This is a genomic window from Cellulomonas oligotrophica (assembly GCF_013409875.1).
Lineage (GTDB): Bacteria > Actinomycetota > Actinomycetes > Actinomycetales > Cellulomonadaceae > Cellulomonas > Cellulomonas oligotrophica.
Genome location: NZ_JACCBK010000001.1, coordinates 2385436 through 2402925, shown reverse-complemented (window position 1 = coordinate 2402925; position 17490 = coordinate 2385436). Strand labels below are relative to the sequence as shown.

Below are 17490 nucleotides of genomic sequence, written 5' to 3'. Positions count from 1 at the left end.
TCCGGATCCGATGTATCAACTCGATACATCCGGAGAGTAGATCGGCTGCGAGCAACGCACAACCGCGACGCGCCGCGGCCGGGTCGTCAGGCAACCGTCAGGCAGGTGGACCGGGGCACGTCAGGTCCGTGACCTGGGATCGGGTCGGCGCGTGAGGGTCGCGCGCCCCACCCGGAGGACCCGTGTCGCTCGCCCTGTACCGCCTCGGCCACGCCGTCGGCCGCCACCGGCTCCTCGTCGTCGTCGCCTGGGCCGTCCTGCTGCTCGTCGTCCTCGGCCTGGCCCGCACCCACGGCGGGGAGTACGACGACGACTTCTCGATCCCCGGCACGGAGTCCGAGCAGGGCATGGACGTGCTCGCCGAGCGGTTCGGCACCGCGGCCGCAGGCGCCTCCGCGCAGGTGCTGTACCGGGGCGAGGACGTCACGGCGCCCGACGCGTGGGCCGCCGTCGAGGCGTCGCTCGCCGCCGTCGAGGCCGTCGACGGGGTCGCGGGCGTCACCGCCGCCGAGAAGGTCGACGTGACCGCCGCCCACGACGCCGCCCTCGCGACCGTCCAGCTCGAGGACGCCGAGCCGTCCGACGCCACCCTCGACGCCCTGCGCGACGCGGCCGTCGTCGACACCGCCGGCGTGACGTCCACCGTCGGCGGCAACGCGTACGGGGGAGGAGGCGCGGGCGCCAGCCACACCGCCGAGGCCGTCGGGCTCGGCGTCGCGCTCGTCGTGCTGGCCCTGACCTTCGGCTCCCTCGTCGCCGCCGGCCTGCCGATCCTCACCGCGCTGCTCGGCGTGGCTGCCACGATCGCCGGCCTGCAGCTCGCCGCGTCGGCCGCCACCATCTCGACGACGACCCCGTCGTTCGCGTCGATGCTCGGGCTGGCCGTGGGCATCGACTACGCGCTGTTCGTGCTGTCGCGGCACCGCGCGCAGCTGGCCGACGGCGTCGAGCCCCGGGAGTCGATGGCCCGGGCGCTGGGCACCGCCGGCAGCGCCGTCGTGTTCGCCGGTGCGACGGTCGTCGTGTCCCTCGTCGGGCTCGTCGTCGTCGGCATCCCCGTGCTGACCTGGATGGGACTGGGCGGGGCGCTCGCCGTGACGCTGGCCGTCGCCGCCGCGCTGACGCTGCTGCCCGCGGTCGCGCTGCTGCTCGGCACGCGGCTGCGCCCCCGCGAGCGCCGGCCACGGGCCCCCCGGACCCACCCCGCCCGGGCGGGACGCCCGTCGCTCGCGGCGCGCTGGGTCGCCCTGGTCACGCGCGTGCCGGTGCTCACCGTCGTCCTGGTCGTGCTCGGCCTGGGCGCGGCCGCGCTGCCCGCCGCGGACCTGCAGCTGGCGCTGACCGGCGGGCAGGGCGGGGAGCCCGGCACGCCCGAGCGGGCGCACGCCGACGCGGTCGCGGACGCCTTCGGCGCCGGGTCGGCCGCCCCGCTGCTGATCACCGCGGACATCCTGGGCGGCGACGACCCGCGCGCCACGGTCGAGGACCTGGCGGCGGCGGTCGGTGACGTCGACGGGGTCGTCGAGGTCACGGCCGCGACGCCGAACGCGGCGGCCGACACCGCGCTCGTGCGCCTCGTCCCGCCCGGCGGCGCGTCCGACCCGGCGACGGTCGACCTGGTCCACCGGCTGCGCGAGGCCGCGCCGGCGATCGAGGCGCAGACGGGGGCGACCGACCTTCTCGTCACCGGCAGCACGGCCGTGACGATCGACGTGCAGGAGCTGCTCGCGGACGCGGTCGTGCCGTTCGGCGCGACGGTGGTGGGGCTGTCGCTCGTGCTGCTGGCCCTGGTCTTCCGGTCCGTGGCGGTCCCGCTCAAGGCCACGGTGGGGTTCCTGCTCTCCGTGGGTGCGTCCCTCGGGGCGATCGTCGCGGTGTTCCAGTGGGGATGGGGCGCCGACCTCGTGGGGGTGGCCGAGCCGGGGCCGGTCGTGAGCTTCCTGCCGGTCCTCGTCATCGGCGTGCTCTTCGGCCTGGCGATGGACTACGAGATGTTCCTGGTCAGCCGCATGCGCGAGGAGTACACGCACCACGGCGACGCGCGCGGGGCGGTGCTGGCCGGGTTCACGCACTCCGCGCCCGTCGTCGCGGCCGCCGCCCTCATCATGGTCGCCGTCTTCGCCGCGTTCGTGCCCGGCGGGTCCACGACCCTCCAGGCCATCGCGTTCGGGCTGGCCGTCGGGGTGCTCGTCGACGCGTTCGTCGTCCGGATGACCCTCGTGCCGGCCGTCCTGGTGCTCCTCGGCGACCGGGCCTGGTGGATGCCCGGGTGGCTCGCCCGGCGGCTGCCCGTGGTCGACGTCGAGGGCGAGGCGGTCGTCCGGTCCCTCGACGCCACCCGCGCCGCGGCCGCCCCCGACGCCCCGGCGGTCCGGGCCCGCGGGCTCGTGCCCCGGCCGGGCGACACGCCCCTGGACGTCGATGCCCCGGCTGGTGCCGTCACGGTCGTCACCGTCGGCAGCGACGCCGCCGCGGACGCCGCGGCCCGTGCCCTGACCGGCCGGGCCCGGGTCGGCGGCGACGTCGCCGTCGGCGGCCTCGTGCTGCCCGAGCAGCGGGAGCGGGTGCGGCGCGCCACCGCCCTCGTCGTCGCCGACCCGCCCCTGCGGGCCCGCACCGTCGAGCGGCACGTCGCCGGGGCGCTGGCGCTGCTCGGCACCCCGCGGCGCCGGCGCGCCGACCTCGTCGCGCGGGTCGGGCAGATCACCGGCCTGCGCGGGCCGGTCGACGCCCTGACCCGGTCCGAGCGGCGGCTGCTCGTCGCCGCGGTCGCGCACGTGCACGGCGCCCACGTCCTCGTCCTGCCCGGGCCGCCCGACACCGACCTGGCGGCGGTGCTCGTCCGGCACGGCGCCACCGTCGTGCTGCTCATCCCGCAGACCGCCGCACGCCCGGAGGACCGCCCGTCGCCGACGGCCCCGCCCCGCCCGGCGCCGCGCCCCACCGCCCCCGTCGCCCAGGAGGCGCACCGATGACCCCGCGCACCCCGTCCCGCGCCCGCCGCCGCACCGTCACGCAGGTCCTCGTCACCGGCGTCCTGCTGCCCCTGCTCACCGGCGGGCTGCTCGCCTGGTCCTGGAGCAGCCGCACCGACGCCGTCGACCAGGTCCCGCTCGCGATCGTCAACGAGGACATGATCGTCACCGGCGACCAGCCCATGGCCGCGGGCCGCGCCCTGACCGCCGCGCTCGTGCACCCCGACGACGGCACACCCACCCTCGGGTGGGAGACCACCGACGCCGCCACCGCGCGGGCCGGCCTCGCCGACGGCACCTACCACGCGGTCCTCACCATCCCCGAGGACTTCTCCGCCGCCGTCCTCTCCGCCGGCACCGACGACCCCGAGCAGGCCCGCCTCGACCTGCAGACCGACCCCACCAGCACCGACGTGGCCACCCTCGCCGCGCAGGCCGTCACCACCGCCGCCGCGGACACCCTCGGCGACCAGGTCACCACCGCCTACCTGGAGAACGTCCTCGCCGGCGTCGACACCCTCGGCACCTCCCTGGGCACCGCCGCCGACGGCGCCGGGACCCTCGCCGACGGCGCCGGGACCCTCGCCGACGGCGCCGGCACCCTCGCCGACGGGACCGCCCGCCTCGCCGAGGCCACGGTCACCCTGGCCGACGGCACCGACCAGCTCTCCGCCGGCGCCGGCGCGCTCGCCGACGGGCTCGGAACCCTCGCCGGCTCCGCCGCCACCGTCGCCGACGGCGCGAGCGGCCTCACCACGGGCACCACCGGTCTCGTCGACGGCACCGCCGCCCTCGCCGACGGCGCGACCGCCGCCACCACCGGCTCGACGTCCCTCACGCAGGGCGCCACCACCACGGCCGACGGCGCCGCCGCACTCGCCGACGGCCTCGCCGAGCTCGCCGCCCAGTGCCCCCTCGCGTCGCCGTCCGCCGCGTTCTGCGCCCAGCTCGACGCCGCCGCCACCGCGAGCGCCGACCTCGCCACCGGCACGCGGACCGTCGCCACCGGCACCGCCACCCTCGGCGACAGCCTCACCGGCCTCACCGACGCCGCGGCCCGCCTGTCGGCCGCGGCCGTCCAGGTCGACGCCGGGGCCGACCAGCTCGCGTCCGGCACCGGCGCCCTCGCCACGGGCGCCGACGGCGCCGCCGACTCCGCCCGCACCCTCGCCGACGGCACCGCGACCGCCGCCGGCGGCACCCACGACCTCGCCACCGGCACCCAGGACCTCGCCGAGGGAGCCCGGCAGGTCGCCGACGGCACCGACGACCTCGCCGACGGCGCGAGCGACCTCGCCGACGGCCTCGCCGACGGCGCCGACGCCGCACCCGCCACCACCACCGCCCAGCAGGAGCAGATCGCGTCCGTCGTCACCCGCCCCGTCGGCGTCACCACCTCACCCCTCGCCGCGGTCGACGGGCGCCTCGGCGCCGCGTCCGCCGCCGTCGCCCTGTGGCTCGGCGCGCTCGCGACCCTCCTCGTCGGCCGCCGCGGCCTGCGCCCCGACGACCTCGACGCACCTGCGGCGACCTCCCGGCTCCTGCGCGCCGTCCTCGCACCACGCCTCGCGGTCGCCGCGCTGCAGGGCGTCGTCGTCACCGCCGCCGTCGCCGCCCTCGGCACCGACCCCGACCGTGCCCTCGCCGTCGGCGCGCTCACGCTCCTCACCGCGGTCGCGCTCACCCTCCTGGCCACCGGCGCCACCCTGCGCGGCGGCCGCACCGGCGTCCTCGCCCTCGCCGTCCTCACCGCGCTCCAGCTCGCCGCCCTCGGCGGGCTCGTCCCCGTCGAGACCGCGCCCGCACCCCTGCGCACCCTCGCGGCCCTGCTGCCGCTGGGCGCCTACGGCGACGCCGCCACCGCCCTGTCCGACGGGCACCCCGTCGACCCCGGCGCCGTCCTCGTCGTCGTCGCCTGGGGCCTGGTCGGCCTCGCGCTCGCCGGCACCGGCCTGCGCCGCCGCCGCACCGCCACCCTCGCGCCCGTCCCCGCGTGAGCGCGCGATGATGCCCGCATGAGCCCGCGCGTCCTCGTCGTCGACGACGACCCCGACGTGCGCGAGATGCTCGTCCAGGCGCTCACGTTCTCCGGCTTCGACGTCACCGACGCCCCCGACGCGGTGGCCGCGCTCGCGGTGCTCGGGTCCGACGGGACGGACGTCGTGCTGCTCGACGTGATGATGCCCGGGCTCGACGGGTTCGACCTCGTGCAGCTCGTGCGCCGCCGCGACCCCGACCTGCCCGTGCTGTTCCTCTCGGGGCGCGACGCCGTCGACGACCGCGTGCGCGGCCTGCGGCTGGGTGCCGACGACTACGTGACCAAGCCGTTCAGCACGGTCGAGGTCGTCGCCCGCATCGAGGCCGTCCTGCGTCGCCGCACCGCACCCGGCCCGGCGCCCGACGCCGACGACGGGGTGCTGCGCTGCGCGGACCTGCTGCTCGACCCCGCGCACCACCGCGTCGAGCGCGCCGGCGCACCCGTCGCGCTCTCGCCCACCGAGTTCCGGCTGCTCGCGCTGCTGCTCGAGCACCGGGGCCGCGTCGTGTCCAAGGGGCAGATCCTCGACCAGGTCTGGGGCTACGGGTTCGGCGGCGAGACGAACGTCGTCGAGCGCTTCGTGTCGAACCTGCGGCGCAAGGTCGACGACGGGCACCCCGCCCTGATCCGCACGGTGCGCGGGTTCGGGTACGCGGTCCGCGCCCCGGAGGCCTGAGGTGGGCTCGATCCGCCGCCGGCTGACCGTCGGCATGGTCGCCGCGATGGCCGTGGTCGTCCTCGCGTTCGCCGGCGCGACCACGCTCATCGTGTCCCACGTCCTGGCCGACCGGTCCCGCGACAACCTCGCCGCCACCGCCGAGCGCACCCGCGGCGCCCTCGCCGCGGTGGACGGCATCACGCTCGACGACGACGACCTGCGCGGGCTGGTCGGCGGCCAGACGGGGCTGCGGGGCGTGGTCGTCGTCGGGTCCGGCGGCACGGTGCTCGCCAGCTCCCAGGTCGACCCCGCCGACGCCGACGCGCTCGCCGCCGTCGACGCCGCCGAGCCCGTCGCCGCCGCCGGGCACTACCTCGCCGTCGGCATCCCCACCGCCGACCTCGACCTGACCCTCGAGCGCGACGGCACCGCCACCCAGGTCGTGCACGTCGTCCTCACCGTCGACACCACCGAGCAGGAGGCGATCGTCGACGCCTTCGTCACGCTCGTCGCGGTGGGCGCCGTCGTGTCGATCGCCGTCGTCGTGGCGTCCGCCGTCGTCATCGTCGGACGCGGGCTGCAGCCGCTGCGCACCATGGCCGACCGTGCCGACGCCGTCGCGGCCGGCGACCGCACCCGCCGCCTGCCCGTCCAGGACCGCGACGACCCCGCGATCGCCCGCCTCGCGCGCACCGTCAACTCCGCGTTCGACGCGCAGCAGGACGCCGAGCACCGCGTCCGCGCGTTCGTCGCCGACGCGTCCCACGAGCTGCGCAGCCCGCTGACCGCTGCGACCGGCTGGGTCGAGCTCGAGCAGCAGGGCGCCCTGGACGACCCCGCCCGCCGCGAGCACGCCATGCAGCGCGTCGCCACCCAGCTCGCCCGCATGGGCACCCTCGTCGACGAGCTCGCGACCCTGGCCCGCACCGACGCCGGCACCCCCCTCGCCGCCGAGCCCGTCGACCTGGGCGCGCTCGCCGCCGAGGTCGTCGAGGACGCGCGCGTCGTCGACCCCGACCGTCGCATCCGCCTCGTCGCCGCCCCCGCACCCGTGCTCGGCGACCCCACCCGCCTGGCCCAGGTGCTGCGCAACCTCGTCGCCAACGCCACCACCCACACGCCCCCCGACGCCGCCGTGACCGTGACCGTCACGCCCGGCGCCACCCGTCACCAGGTCACGGTCGCCGACACCGGCCCCGGCATCCCGCCGGCGCACCTGCCGCACCTGTTCGAACGGTTCTGGCGGGCCGACCCCGCCCGGGGGCCCGGCGGCTCCGGCCTCGGGCTGGCCATCGTCCAGTCCCTCGTCGAGGCCCACGGCGGCACCGTCGCCGTCACCAGCACCCCCGGCACGGGCACCACCTTCACCCTCACCCTCCCCGCCCGAACCCCCTGACCCCCGCCGACCGCCCACCCGCCGAACCCGTCGTCTGTGACGGGATCGACCATCACGTCCGTCACGGATGACGGGGTCGGCGGGGTGGGGTGGGAGGGGAGGAGATCGTCAGGTGGTCGTCATGGGGGTGGCAGGCGGGGGTGGTCCGATGCGGGGATGGACGCCGCGCAGCACGTCACCGACCCGCCGCACCGACCCTCCGGCCGGCGACCGTGGCGTGGGCGGACGTGGCGTCGGCGGACCGTCGTCGTCGCGGCCTGCGCCGGCGTCGTCCTGCTGCTCGTGGCCGCCGGAGAGGTCGCCGCCCGCAGCGCTCTCGCCGACCGCCTCGACCAGGCCCGGGACGCGCTGCCCGCCGGCGCCGACGTCCGCCCCGGCCCCACGCCGGCGCTCTGGCAGGCGCTCACCGCCACCGCCGACCTGCGCGTCACCCTCGGCCCCGACGCCCTCGCCGACGCGCTGACCTGCACCACCGGGCGCGACGGACTCACCGTGACCACCGCCGCCGGAGTCGTCACCGTCGCCGCACCCGTCGCCGTCGGCGACCGCGAGGTGCCCGCCGAGCTCGACCTGCTCGCGACCGCCGAGGACGGGGCCCTGGTCCTGCGCGCCCAGACGGTGCGCGTCGCCGGGTTCGACGTGCCGCCGAGAGCGCTCGCGGGGCGGGTCCCGGAGGTCGGACGCCTCGTCGACGGCGTGCACGTGGGCGGCGGCGACGGCCTCGTCGTCGCGTCGGTGCAGACGGCCGCCGACGGTCTGGAGCTGGGCGTCCGAGCCTCCGCACCGGGCGGTACCGACCGCCTCGCGGACGGGTCCGGCGACCGGGCGGGCTGCCTCGAGGGCTGACCTGACGTGCGCTGTGCGCCGCCTGTGAGCGGCGGCGGCGTCCTGCGACGGCTGCGTCGCGGGCGGGTGCCGATGGTGTGAAGGTGCCACGAACGTGGCGGTGGAAGGAGCAGGATCCACCCGGGCGGTCGTCCATACTGGGCCGTCGGGCACCGGTGTGCCCGCGCACCGCCTCCTCCCCAGGGCCGCGAGCCCCGCCGGGCGTGGGCGGGCGTCGTCGGCAGAAGGGCAGCTCGTTGGCAGGCACCTCACGTCGCGCGGCACCGTCGCGTGCCCGTCGTGCGACCCGCGGCACGGCGTCGTCCGCAGCGGGCCGCTCGACCAAGGCCCCGACGAAGAAGAAGTTCTTCGACTACCCGCGCTCGGGGTACACCGGCCTGCACCGCTGGCTGCCGTCCTGGCGCGTGGTGCTCGGCACGTTCATCGGCTTCCTGTTCCTCGGCGTCGGCGCATTCTTCGCGCTCTACCACTTCACCGAGGTCCCGGACGAGCTCGCCGAGGCGCAGTTCCAGACGACGACCGTCTACTACGCCGGTGCAACTCCCGAGGAGCCGGGCGAGGTGATGGGCCAGTTCGCCGAGCAGCGCCGCGAGCTCGTCAACTACGAGACCCTCCCGGACCACATCGGCCAGGCTGTGGCCGCCGGCGAGGACCGCACCTTCTTCTCCAACCGCGGCATCTCCGTCAGGGGCATCGTCCGTGCGCTGATCAACAACCTCGGCGGCGGCCAGCAGCAGGGCGCCTCGACGCTCACGCAGCAGTACGTCGAGCGTTACTACATGAACACGACGAAGTCCTACCTGGGCAAGGCCCAGGAGGCGATCCTCGCGCTCAAGCTGACCCAGGAGGAGTCGAAGCAGCAGATCATGGGGCGGTACCTCAACACGATCTACTTCGGCCGCGACTCCTACGGCATCCAGACCGCCGCGCAGTCCTACTTCGGCAAGAACGCCGCGGATCTCACCGTCGCCGAGGTCGCCGTCATCGCCGCCCTGATCCCGTCGCCCAACAACTGGGACCCGGCCGTCAACCCCGACGAGTCCGAGCAGCGCTGGAACATCATCCTCGACAAGATGGTCGAGGAGGGCTGGCTCGACGCGGGCGAGCGCGCCGGCCTGGAGTTCCCCCAGACCGTGGAGTACCAGCGCTCGCAGACGTACGCCGGCCCCAACGGCTACATCCTCGAGATGGTGCGCAAGGAGCTCATCGACTCCGGCGCCGTCAAGGAGGAGCAGCTCTCCACCGGCGGCCTGAAGATCGTCACGACCATCGAGAAGGACGTCCAGGACCAGGCCGTCGCGGCTGCCGCGGCCCTGCGCAGCGGGGAGATGTCGGGCGGGGCCACGCCCGCCGAGGGCCTGAAGATCGGTATCACGTCGGTCGACCCCGCCACGGGTGCGATCGTCGCGATGTACGGCGGTGCGGACTACCTCACGGACTTCAGCAACCGGGCGACCACCGCGATCCAGGCCGGCTCGACGTTCAAGCCGTTCACGCTCGTCGCGGGCCTGGAGAACGGCGCCAGCCTGTCCAGCCGCTACGACGGGAACTCGCCGCAGCGCTTCCCCGAGTGGGAGGGCGGGCAGAAGGACGTCTCGAACTTCGGCAACGCGTCGTACGGCAACATCGACCTCGTCGACGCGACGGCCGACTCGGTCAACACGGTGTACGCGGCCCTCAACATCCAGGTCGGCCCGGACAAGACCGCGGACGTCGCCAAGCGTGCCGGTGCCAAGTCCGAGCCGCTCGTCGTGCCGTCCAACGTGCTGGGGTCGGACGAGGTGCGGCCGCTCGACATGGCCGCGGCGTACGCGACCTTCGCCGCCCAGGGCATCCACCACGACCCGTACCTGGTGCACCGGGTCACGTGGCCCAAGGGCGACGTGGCGTACACGGGCTCGTCGCAGGCCGAGCAGGTCTTCGAGGCGGACGTCATGGCCGACGCGACGTACGCGATGACGCAGGTGGTCGAGCGCGGCTCCGGCGAGGGGTGGATCAAGCCCCTCGGCGTCCCGGTGGCCGGCAAGACCGGAACCTCGACGAGCAACCTCTCGGCGTGGTTCGTCGGGTACACCCCGACGCTCGCGACGTCGGTGGCGCTCAGCCAGGTCGGCGCCGACGGCGTCAGCTTCGAGACCATCAAGCCGTTCGGCGCATCGGCCTCAGGCCAGCCACTCACGCAGATCACCGGGTCGAGCTGGCCCGCGGCGCTCTGGGCGCGGTACATGGACCCGGTGCTGGACATGCCCAAGTACGCGGCCGTGCGGGACTTCCCGCCGCGGGCGAACGTCGGGCCCACGCCCACTGCGACGTCCCAGCCGACGCAGACGGCCGAGCCCACGCAGGAGCCGACCGAGGAGGCTCCCGCCGAGGTGAAGGTGCCAGGCAACCTCGTCGGCCGGATGTCCGGCGACGCGGAGTCCGCGATCATCAACGCGGGCCTCGTGCCGGCGATCCGGACCGAGGAGTCGGAGGACGTGCCGCAGGGCCTCGTCATCCGGGTGGAGCCCGGCTCGGGCTCCACGCTGCAGACGGGCCAGACGGTGACCATCGTCGTCTCCGCCGGGCCGCCCGAGCCCGAGTGGACCCCGGAGCCCGAGCCGACACCCACACCCACACCCACACCCACCCCGACGCCGAGCCCGTCCCCGACGGTGGACGGGCAGGGACAGGGCAACGGGAACGGCAACGGCGGGAACGGATGACCCGCCGGGCTCGTCGGCCGCGCGAGCGGGCGCGGCGGGTGTGACGCTGACGATTTCCTCGTGCAGCGGCCCGGCCGGTAGGCTGGGCCGCTGCCGTCTGCCAGGCGGCACCGGAAGGCCTGCACGACCCTGAACGACCAGCACGACAGCCAGCACCCTCACCCGGCACCCGCCGGGGCCGCCCGCTCGGGTCGGCGGGTGCGGGCCGACGCACGAGACCCTCCTGCCACGGACCGACCGTGGCCGCGAAGACCAGAGGAGGTGGGTATGAGCCTGCGTCAGTACGAGATCATGATCATCCTCGACCCCGAGATCGAGGAGCGCACCGTCGCCCCGTCGCTCGACAAGTACCTGACGGTCGTCAAGACCGAGGGTGGCACCGTCGACAAGGTCGACGTCTGGGGCCGCCGTCGCCTCGCCTACGACATCCAGAAGAAGTCCGAGGGCATCTACGCCGTCGTCGACTTCTCCGCGTCGCCGGCGACCGCCAAGGAGCTCGACCGCCAGCTCGGCCTCAACGAGGTCGTCCTGCGTACGAAGGTCCTGCGCCGCGAGGCGTGAGCCCGCACCGGTTGTGGGTGAGCCCGGCTAGGTTGCGGGCAGCCCACCACCGACGCGGCTGACGCCGCAGTCGATCCGAACGAACGAGCGAGGAGGCCGTCATGGCCGGCGAGACCACGATCACGGTGATCGGGAACCTGACCGGGGACCCGGAGCTGCGCTTCACCCCGTCGGGTGCAGCGGTCGCGAACTTCACGGTCGCGTCCACCCCGCGCACGTTCGACCGCCAGAGCAACGAGTGGAAGGACGGCGACACGCTGTTCCTCCGCTGCTCGATCTGGCGTGAGGCGGCCGAGTCCGTCGCGGAGTCCCTGACCAAGGGCACCCGCGTCATCGCGACCGGACGGCTCGTGCAGCGCTCCTACGAGACCCGCGAGGGCGAGAAGCGCACCGTGTACGAGCTCCAGGTCGACGAGGTCGGCCCGTCGCTGCGCTACGCCACGGCCAAGGTCACCCGCGCCCAGCGCTCGGGCGGCGGCGGTGGCTTCAGCGGTGGTGGCGGTGGCGGAGGCGGCTACTCGGGCGGGGGTGGCGGCGGAGGCTTCTCCGGCGGCTCCTCGTCCTCGGGTGGCGGCGGCCAGGCCGACGACCCGTGGGCGACGCCCGGTGGTTCGTCGGGCGGCTACTCCGACGAGCCCCCGTTCTGATCGGCACACACATCTAGCTGCACATCCCCGAGCACGGCAACGCTCGGGGCTCCACAGACAAGGAGCACCGCGATGGCCAAGCCCGTCGTCCGCAAGCCCAAGAAGAAGCAGAACCCCCTCAAGGCCGCCAAGATCGACACGGTGGACTACAAGGACACGGTCCTGCTCCGCAAGTTCATCTCCGACCGCGGGAAGATCCGCGCCCGCCGGGTCACCGGCGTGTCGGTTCAGGAGCAGCGCGCGATCGCGCGTGCCGTCAAGAACGCCCGCGAGATGGCCCTGCTGCCGTACTCGTCGTCGGCGCGCTGAGGAAGGACCGACTCATGGCGAAGATCATCCTGACCCACGAGGTCACCGGCCTCGGTGCCCCCGGGGACGTCGTCGAGGTGAAGGACGGGTACGCCCGTAACTACCTCATCCCGCGCAGCCTGGCCACGCCGTGGTCCAAGGGTGCCGAGAAGGACGTCACCGCGATCCGTCGTGCCCGCAAGGCGCGCGAGATCGCCACGCTCGACGAGGCCAAGGCCGTCCGCGACTCGCTCCAGGCGAACGTCGTGACCGTCTCGGCGACGTCCGGCGAGTCCGGCCGCCTCTTCGGCGCCGTCACCACGGCCGAGATCGCCGACGCGATCAAGGCCGCCGGTGCGCCGTCCGTCGACAAGCGCAAGATCGAGGTCGCCCAGGCGATCAAGTCGCTCGGCGAGTACACGGTGCAGGTCCGCCTGCACCCCGAGGTCTCGGCGAAGGTGACCGTCAAGGTCGTCGCCGCCTGACCGTTCGCACCCGCGAGCTCACGAGGCCCGCACCGCTCCGGCGGTGCGGGCCTCGTCGTCTCTCCGTCCGGGGGCGGAGGCGCAAGATCGGTCCCGGGACGGTGGGCGCGCGGGACCTGCGTCCCTAGCCTGGTCGTGTCACCCGGACCACCAGGAGGAGACCGACGATGAGTGCCTCGCAGCCCCAGGACGCGCAGCCCCGGCAGACCGGGACGGCGGCGGCCGCCGCGGGCTCCTTGCTCGCGGTCGGGGCGCCGTTCCTCGCGCTCGGAACGACCTTCCTGGCGCAGGGGTCGGTCGCCCTGGGCCTGCCCTTCCTGGTGCTGGGCATGGTCTTCGTCGCCGGGTCGGCCGGGTGGTTCGCCGCGTACGCACGGCGCCGTACCGAGGCCGGTGCCGCGGGGCCGGACGCCCCGGTCGAGGACGCGCAGCCGTGAACGACGGCCCGGGTTCGGCGAGCCGCACGGCGCGCCGTCGAGCGCTCGCCGACCTCGGCCCGCAGACGGGTGCCCCTGGACGCCCGGGCGCCTAGCCTCGAGCTGCGCGTCCAGGCCCGGCCGCGCGCACCGACTCGACCCGACCTGCCAGTTCGAAGGACCCACGGTCCGGCAAGGGAGCCGCCATGAGCACCGAAGAGAAGCCCTCGCGCGACAAGGCGAAGGACGAGGGCGGTGCCTTCCTGGCGATCGGGTTCGTCTTCGTCATCCTCGGGCTGTCGGGGATGGGCTCGGACAACCGCGGCTCGATGGTGGCCTTCTTCGCCGTCGGTGTCGTCTTCCTCGCGCTGTCCCGGACGAGCGCGCAGCGGCACCGCGCGCGCACGGGCGACGACGCTCCCACCGGCGACAGCTCGACCCCGACCGGGGGGACCGACGCGGACGCCGGGCCTGCACCGGCCGCGGACGACGCGTCCCACGACGGGGATCCCGCCCCTCGCCCCTCCCCGGAGCCGTAGCCTCGGACCTGCCGTGCCGAGCCCGTTCCGGGGGCGTCGCGGGCGCGCAGGCCGCTACGGGGCAGGGAGCGTGAGAGGACCAGGTGGGGCGCCGAGCCCGAGGTGCCAGGGACCGGGAGGTCGTCGGTGGACGGGCGAGACGCAGCGGTCGATCGTCCGTGGGTCGTCGGCGTGGCGAAGGCCGCGCCGGGACTGGTCGCCGCTCTGCTCTACGCGGGACTGGTCTTCGTCGCAGTCCGTCTCTTCCCTGACGTCCTGGCCGACGCGGTGCACGCGAGCAGCGCGCCCCACCCGATCATCTTCGGCAGGGACGCCTGGGTGCAGTACCTGCTCACGCTCGGCTGGCTGGTCCCCTGGACTCTGGCTCTCGCGGTCGTACTGGGTGTCCTGAGCCGTTCGGGGGCGATCGCCTGGGTCCTCGTGCCAGGCTCGGCGGTCCTGCTCCTGCAGCCCGCATGGGTCGTCCTGCTGGTGTCCTTCGACGTGCTGCTCCACTCGTGGGTGGAGCCGACGCTCGTGCTCACGCTGCGCGCCGACCAGACGATGCTGCTGGCCGGCCATGCGGTCGCGCTGGTCGGGTCGAGGTACGCGTGGCGGCGGCGCACCGGCTCGACGGATCTGCAGCCGACGGACGTCGTGCGCGTGTGCTCGGGAGCCCTGCTGCGGATGCTCGCCGTGCTCGGGGTCTACGCGGGTCTCGCGCTCGCCCTCTGGCTGACGACCCCCTGCACGGGCCCGGGCGGTGTGCTCTGCGGCTGAGCCGGGGCTCCGCGGTCAGGCGCCCGTGACCATCCAGGCGGTGCCGCGGGCGCGCCAGCCGGTCGTGACCGCGCGGGCCGCCATGAAGACCCCGGCGAACGCGATCCACAGCCACGCCAACCCGGTCGCATCGGCCGGCGCCCAGGCGTGCACGGCGAGGGCCGCGGGCACGTAGGCGACGAGGGTGAGGACCCCGGCCCAGGCCAGGTAGCGGCCGTCACCGGCGCCGATGAGCACGCCGTCGAGCACGAACACCCAGCCGGCCATCGGCAGGGTGACCGCGGCGACGACGAGGGCGGCCGTCGCCGCGCGCTGGACGTCGGGGTCGGTGCTGAACAGGCGGACGTACGCGGGCGCGAGGGCGCCGACGAGCACGCCCATGACCGCGCCCGCGGCAACGCCCCACTGCAGGGTCCGGCGCAGCAGCGCCCGGGTGCGCGCGACGTCCGAGGCGCCGAGGGAGTGGCCGACGAGCGCCTGCGCGGCGATCGCGAGGGCGTCGAGCGCGAAGGCCGTGAGCCCCCACACGGACATCACCACCTGGTGCGCGGCGAGCGACGCACCGCCGAGCCCGGTGGCGACCCACACGGTGACGAGGATCGCCACGCGCAGCGTCGCGGTCCGCACGAGCAGCGGCGCACCGGCACGGACGTTGGCCAGGATCCCGCCGGCCGCGGGCCGCAGCTGCGCCCCGTGGCGCCGGGCGCCGCGGACCACGACGACGACGAGCGCCACGGCCATCCCGATCTGCGCGACCGCCGTCCCCAGGCCCGACCCGGCGATGCCCATCCCCGCGCCGTAGACGAGGACGACGTTGAGGACGGCGTTGGCGACGGCCCCGGCGGCGGCGACCACGAGGGGCGTGCGGGTGTCCAGGAGGCCGCGTAGCGCGCCCGTGGCCGCCAGCACCAGGAGCATGCCGGGCAGGCCCGGCAGCGACCAGCGCAGGTACGTCACGGCCTGCTCGGCGACCCCGCCGCCCGCGCCGAGCGCACCGACGACCCACGGCGCCGCGACCCACGTGGCGGCGGCGAGCACGACGCCCAGCCCGACGGCCAGCCACAGGCCGTCGACGCCCGTCTGCAGCGCGGCACGCGTGTCACCGGCACCGAGCCGGCGGGCGACCGCGGCGGTCGTGGCGTACGCGAGGAAGATGCACAGCCCGACCATCGTGACCAGCACCGTCGAGGCCAGGGCGAGTCCGGCGAGGGGCTCGGTGCCGAGGCGTCCGACGATCGCGGAGTCGACGAGCACGAACAGCGGCTCCGCGACGAGCGCCCCCAGGGCGGGGACGGCGAGCCGGACGATCTGCCGGTCCACACCGTCCACAGGTGTGGAGGACGCGCCGTCGGCCGAGGCTGTGGACGGATCGGTGGACCCGTGGACGGCGGGCTCCTCCGGGGGTCCGGCGGGCCCGGGTGAGGGGGTGGGCGAAGCGTCCGGACTGTCCATAGAGCGGCTCAGGCGTCCGTCTGGTGAATGGTCGGCCAAGTTTCTTCGTTCCACAGCACGTGTACAGCGTAAGGGCAGGTGAGCGGCCCGGATCGGCCGTCTCACCCACGTTGTCCACAGGCCTGTCCACCGCCTGTGCACACAGGCTCCCCGGGGATGTCCACAGGCTGTCCACCGGTCTGTGCACAGGGCCGTTTGGGGCCCGCGCCGCCGGGGCCTAGCCTGCGCCAGGCGGGGGTGGACGCGTCGTGCGCGGCGCCTGGACCCGCCCCGGAGGGTCGGCGGCCGATTGTCACCGACCCCGGGTAGAACGTCCCTCGGGGGACGGGTGCAGGACGAGCGGAGTGGGTGACGGGTTGACCATCGAGGACCTCGAGTACGGCGCACCGCCGGACGCGCGCGGCGGGTTCGACCGCACCCCCCCGCAGGACCTCGACGCGGAGCGCTCGGTGCTCGGCGGCATGATGATCAGCAAGGACGCCATCGCCGACGTCATCGAGCAGCTGCGCGGCACGGACTTCTACCGCCCCGCGCACGAGGCGATCTACGACGCGATCCTCGACCTGTACGGGCGCGGCGAGCCCGCGGACGCGATCACGGTCGCCGACGAGCTGACCAAGCGCGGGGAGATCACGCGCATCGGCGGAGCGCCCTACCTGCACACCCTCATCTCCGCCGTCCCCACGGCCGCGAACGCCGGCTACTACGCGCGGATCGTGCGCGAACGCTCCATCCTGCGCAAGCTCGTCGAGGCCGGCACGCGCATCGTCCAGCTCGGCTACGGCACCGACGGCGGCGACGTCGACGAGCTCGTCAACAACGCGCAGGCCGAGGTCTACGCCGTCACCGAGCGGCGGGCGTCCGAGGACTACCTGCCGCTGTCGGAGATCATCGGCGGCACCGTCGACGAGATCGAGGCCGCCGGCCACCGCGGCGAGGGCATGATCGGCGTCCCCACCGGCTTCGCCGACCTCGACCGCCTCACCAACGGCCTGCACCCCGGCCAGATGATCGTCCTCGCCGCGAGGCCTGCCATCGGTAAGTCAACCCTGGGTATTGACATAGTCAGGTCGGCCGCTATCAAGCACAACATGGGTGCTGTCGTGTTCTCGCTCGAGATGAGCCGCAACGAGATCACGATGCGTCTGCTCTCGGCCGAGGCGCGCGTGCACCTGCAGAAGCTGCGCACCGGGCAGATGGGCGAGGAGGACTGGGCCAAGATCGCCGGCACCATGGGGCGCATCTCCGAGGCGCCTCTGTTCATCGACGACTCGCCGAACATGTCGCTGATGGAGATCCGCGCCAAGTGCCGGCGCCTCAAGCAGCGCCACGACCTCAAGCTCGTCGTCATCGACTACCTCCAGCTGATGACGTCCGGCAAGCGCGTCGAGTCCCGCCAGCAGGAGGTCTCGGAGTTCTCCCGTGCCCTCAAGCTGCTCGCCAAGGAGCTCGAGGTCCCGGTCATCGCGATCTCCCAGCTGAACCGTGGCCCCGAGCAGCGCACCGACAAGCGCCCCGCGATGAGCGACCTTCGCGAATCAGGCTCGATCGAGCAGGATGCTGACATGGTGATTCTGCTGCACCGTGAGGACGCGTACGAGAAGGAATCGCCCCGAGCGGGCGAGGCCGACCTCATCGTGGCCAAGCACCGTAACGGCCCCACGGACACCATCACGGTGGCCTTCCAGGGCCACTACTCCCGCTTCGTCGACATGCAGATGTAGT

15 protein-coding genes are annotated in these 17490 nt (G+C 74.7%); 14 read left to right on the top strand and 1 reads right to left on the bottom strand.

Going from position 1 to position 17490, the window contains the following annotated elements:
- Nucleotides 1-182: 182 nt before the first annotated feature.
- The 13 genes from BKA21_RS10910 to BKA21_RS10850 all read left to right on the top strand — a co-directional run bounded on the left by BKA21_RS10910 (nucleotide 183) and on the right by BKA21_RS10850 (nucleotide 14313).
- Nucleotides 183-2975: an MMPL family transporter gene (locus BKA21_RS10910; protein ID WP_140458214.1), complete on the top strand. Its 2793-nt coding sequence runs from the start codon at nucleotides 183-185 to the stop codon at nucleotides 2973-2975.
- The gene (locus BKA21_RS10905) at nucleotides 2972-4972 is read left to right on the top strand and encodes a YhgE/Pip family protein (RefSeq protein WP_140458213.1); all 2001 of its coding nucleotides are present in this window, start codon (nucleotides 2972-2974) and stop codon (nucleotides 4970-4972) included. Before BKA21_RS10910 ends, BKA21_RS10905 begins: the two co-directional genes overlap by 4 nt.
- A gap of 18 nt (nucleotides 4973-4990) precedes the next feature.
- A complete protein-coding gene (locus tag BKA21_RS10900; protein WP_140458212.1) occupies nucleotides 4991-5689 on the top strand; it encodes a response regulator transcription factor in 699 nt (232 codons plus the stop codon).
- A 1-nt stretch (nucleotide 5690) separates the two neighbouring features.
- Nucleotides 5691-7067 carry a sensor histidine kinase gene (locus BKA21_RS10895; RefSeq protein ID WP_140458211.1) on the top strand — a complete coding sequence of 459 codons (1377 nt, stop codon included), beginning with the start codon at nucleotides 5691-5693 and terminating at the stop codon, nucleotides 7065-7067.
- 156 nt (nucleotides 7068-7223) lie between these two features.
- Entirely contained in the window at nucleotides 7224-7913 is a 690-nt protein-coding gene (locus BKA21_RS10890) for a hypothetical protein (RefSeq protein ID WP_140458210.1), read from the top strand.
- Nucleotides 7914-8149: 236 nt separating this feature from the next.
- Nucleotides 8150-10618, top strand: a complete 2469-nt coding sequence (locus BKA21_RS10885; protein WP_140458209.1) for a transglycosylase domain-containing protein — start codon at nucleotides 8150-8152, stop codon at nucleotides 10616-10618.
- Between the two features lie 267 nt (nucleotides 10619-10885).
- Nucleotides 10886-11179, top strand: coding sequence for a 30S ribosomal protein S6 (rpsF, locus tag BKA21_RS10880; protein WP_140458208.1), 294 nt, complete (start codon nucleotides 10886-10888; stop codon nucleotides 11177-11179).
- A gap of 101 nt (nucleotides 11180-11280) precedes the next feature.
- Nucleotides 11281-11826 (top strand): single-stranded DNA-binding protein, encoded by a 546-nt coding sequence (locus BKA21_RS10875; RefSeq protein ID WP_140458207.1) that lies wholly within the window; start codon nucleotides 11281-11283, stop codon nucleotides 11824-11826.
- Between the two features lie 72 nt (nucleotides 11827-11898).
- Nucleotides 11899-12135 carry a 30S ribosomal protein S18 gene (gene rpsR, locus BKA21_RS10870; RefSeq protein ID WP_135972172.1) on the top strand — a complete coding sequence of 79 codons (237 nt, stop codon included), beginning with the start codon at nucleotides 11899-11901 and terminating at the stop codon, nucleotides 12133-12135.
- Nucleotides 12136-12149: 14 nt separating this feature from the next.
- Complete coding sequence (gene rplI, locus BKA21_RS10865; protein ID WP_140458206.1) at nucleotides 12150-12599, top strand: 50S ribosomal protein L9; 450 nt, start codon at nucleotides 12150-12152, stop codon at nucleotides 12597-12599.
- A 167-nt stretch (nucleotides 12600-12766) separates the two neighbouring features.
- On the top strand, nucleotides 12767-13036 hold the full coding sequence (locus BKA21_RS10860; RefSeq protein ID WP_140458205.1) for a hypothetical protein: 270 nt from the start codon (nucleotides 12767-12769) through the stop codon (nucleotides 13034-13036).
- 185 nt (nucleotides 13037-13221) lie between these two features.
- On the top strand, nucleotides 13222-13554 hold the full coding sequence (locus BKA21_RS10855) for a DUF3784 domain-containing protein (protein WP_140458204.1): 333 nt from the start codon (nucleotides 13222-13224) through the stop codon (nucleotides 13552-13554).
- A gap of 126 nt (nucleotides 13555-13680) precedes the next feature.
- Nucleotides 13681-14313 carry a hypothetical protein gene (locus BKA21_RS10850; protein WP_140458203.1) on the top strand — a complete coding sequence of 211 codons (633 nt, stop codon included), beginning with the start codon at nucleotides 13681-13683 and terminating at the stop codon, nucleotides 14311-14313.
- Between the two features lie 15 nt (nucleotides 14314-14328).
- Here BKA21_RS10850 and BKA21_RS10845 read toward each other — a convergent pair whose 3' ends face one another.
- Nucleotides 14329-15765: an MATE family efflux transporter gene (locus BKA21_RS10845; RefSeq protein ID WP_140458202.1), complete on the bottom strand. Its 1437-nt coding sequence runs from the start codon at nucleotides 15763-15765 to the stop codon at nucleotides 14329-14331.
- Nucleotides 15766-16121: 356 nt separating this feature from the next.
- Here BKA21_RS10845 and dnaB point away from each other — a divergent pair, with 356 nt between their 5' ends.
- The gene (dnaB, locus tag BKA21_RS10840; protein WP_140458201.1) at nucleotides 16122-17489 is read left to right on the top strand and encodes a replicative DNA helicase; all 1368 of its coding nucleotides are present in this window, start codon (nucleotides 16122-16124) and stop codon (nucleotides 17487-17489) included.
- Nucleotide 17490: the final 1 nt, after the last annotated feature.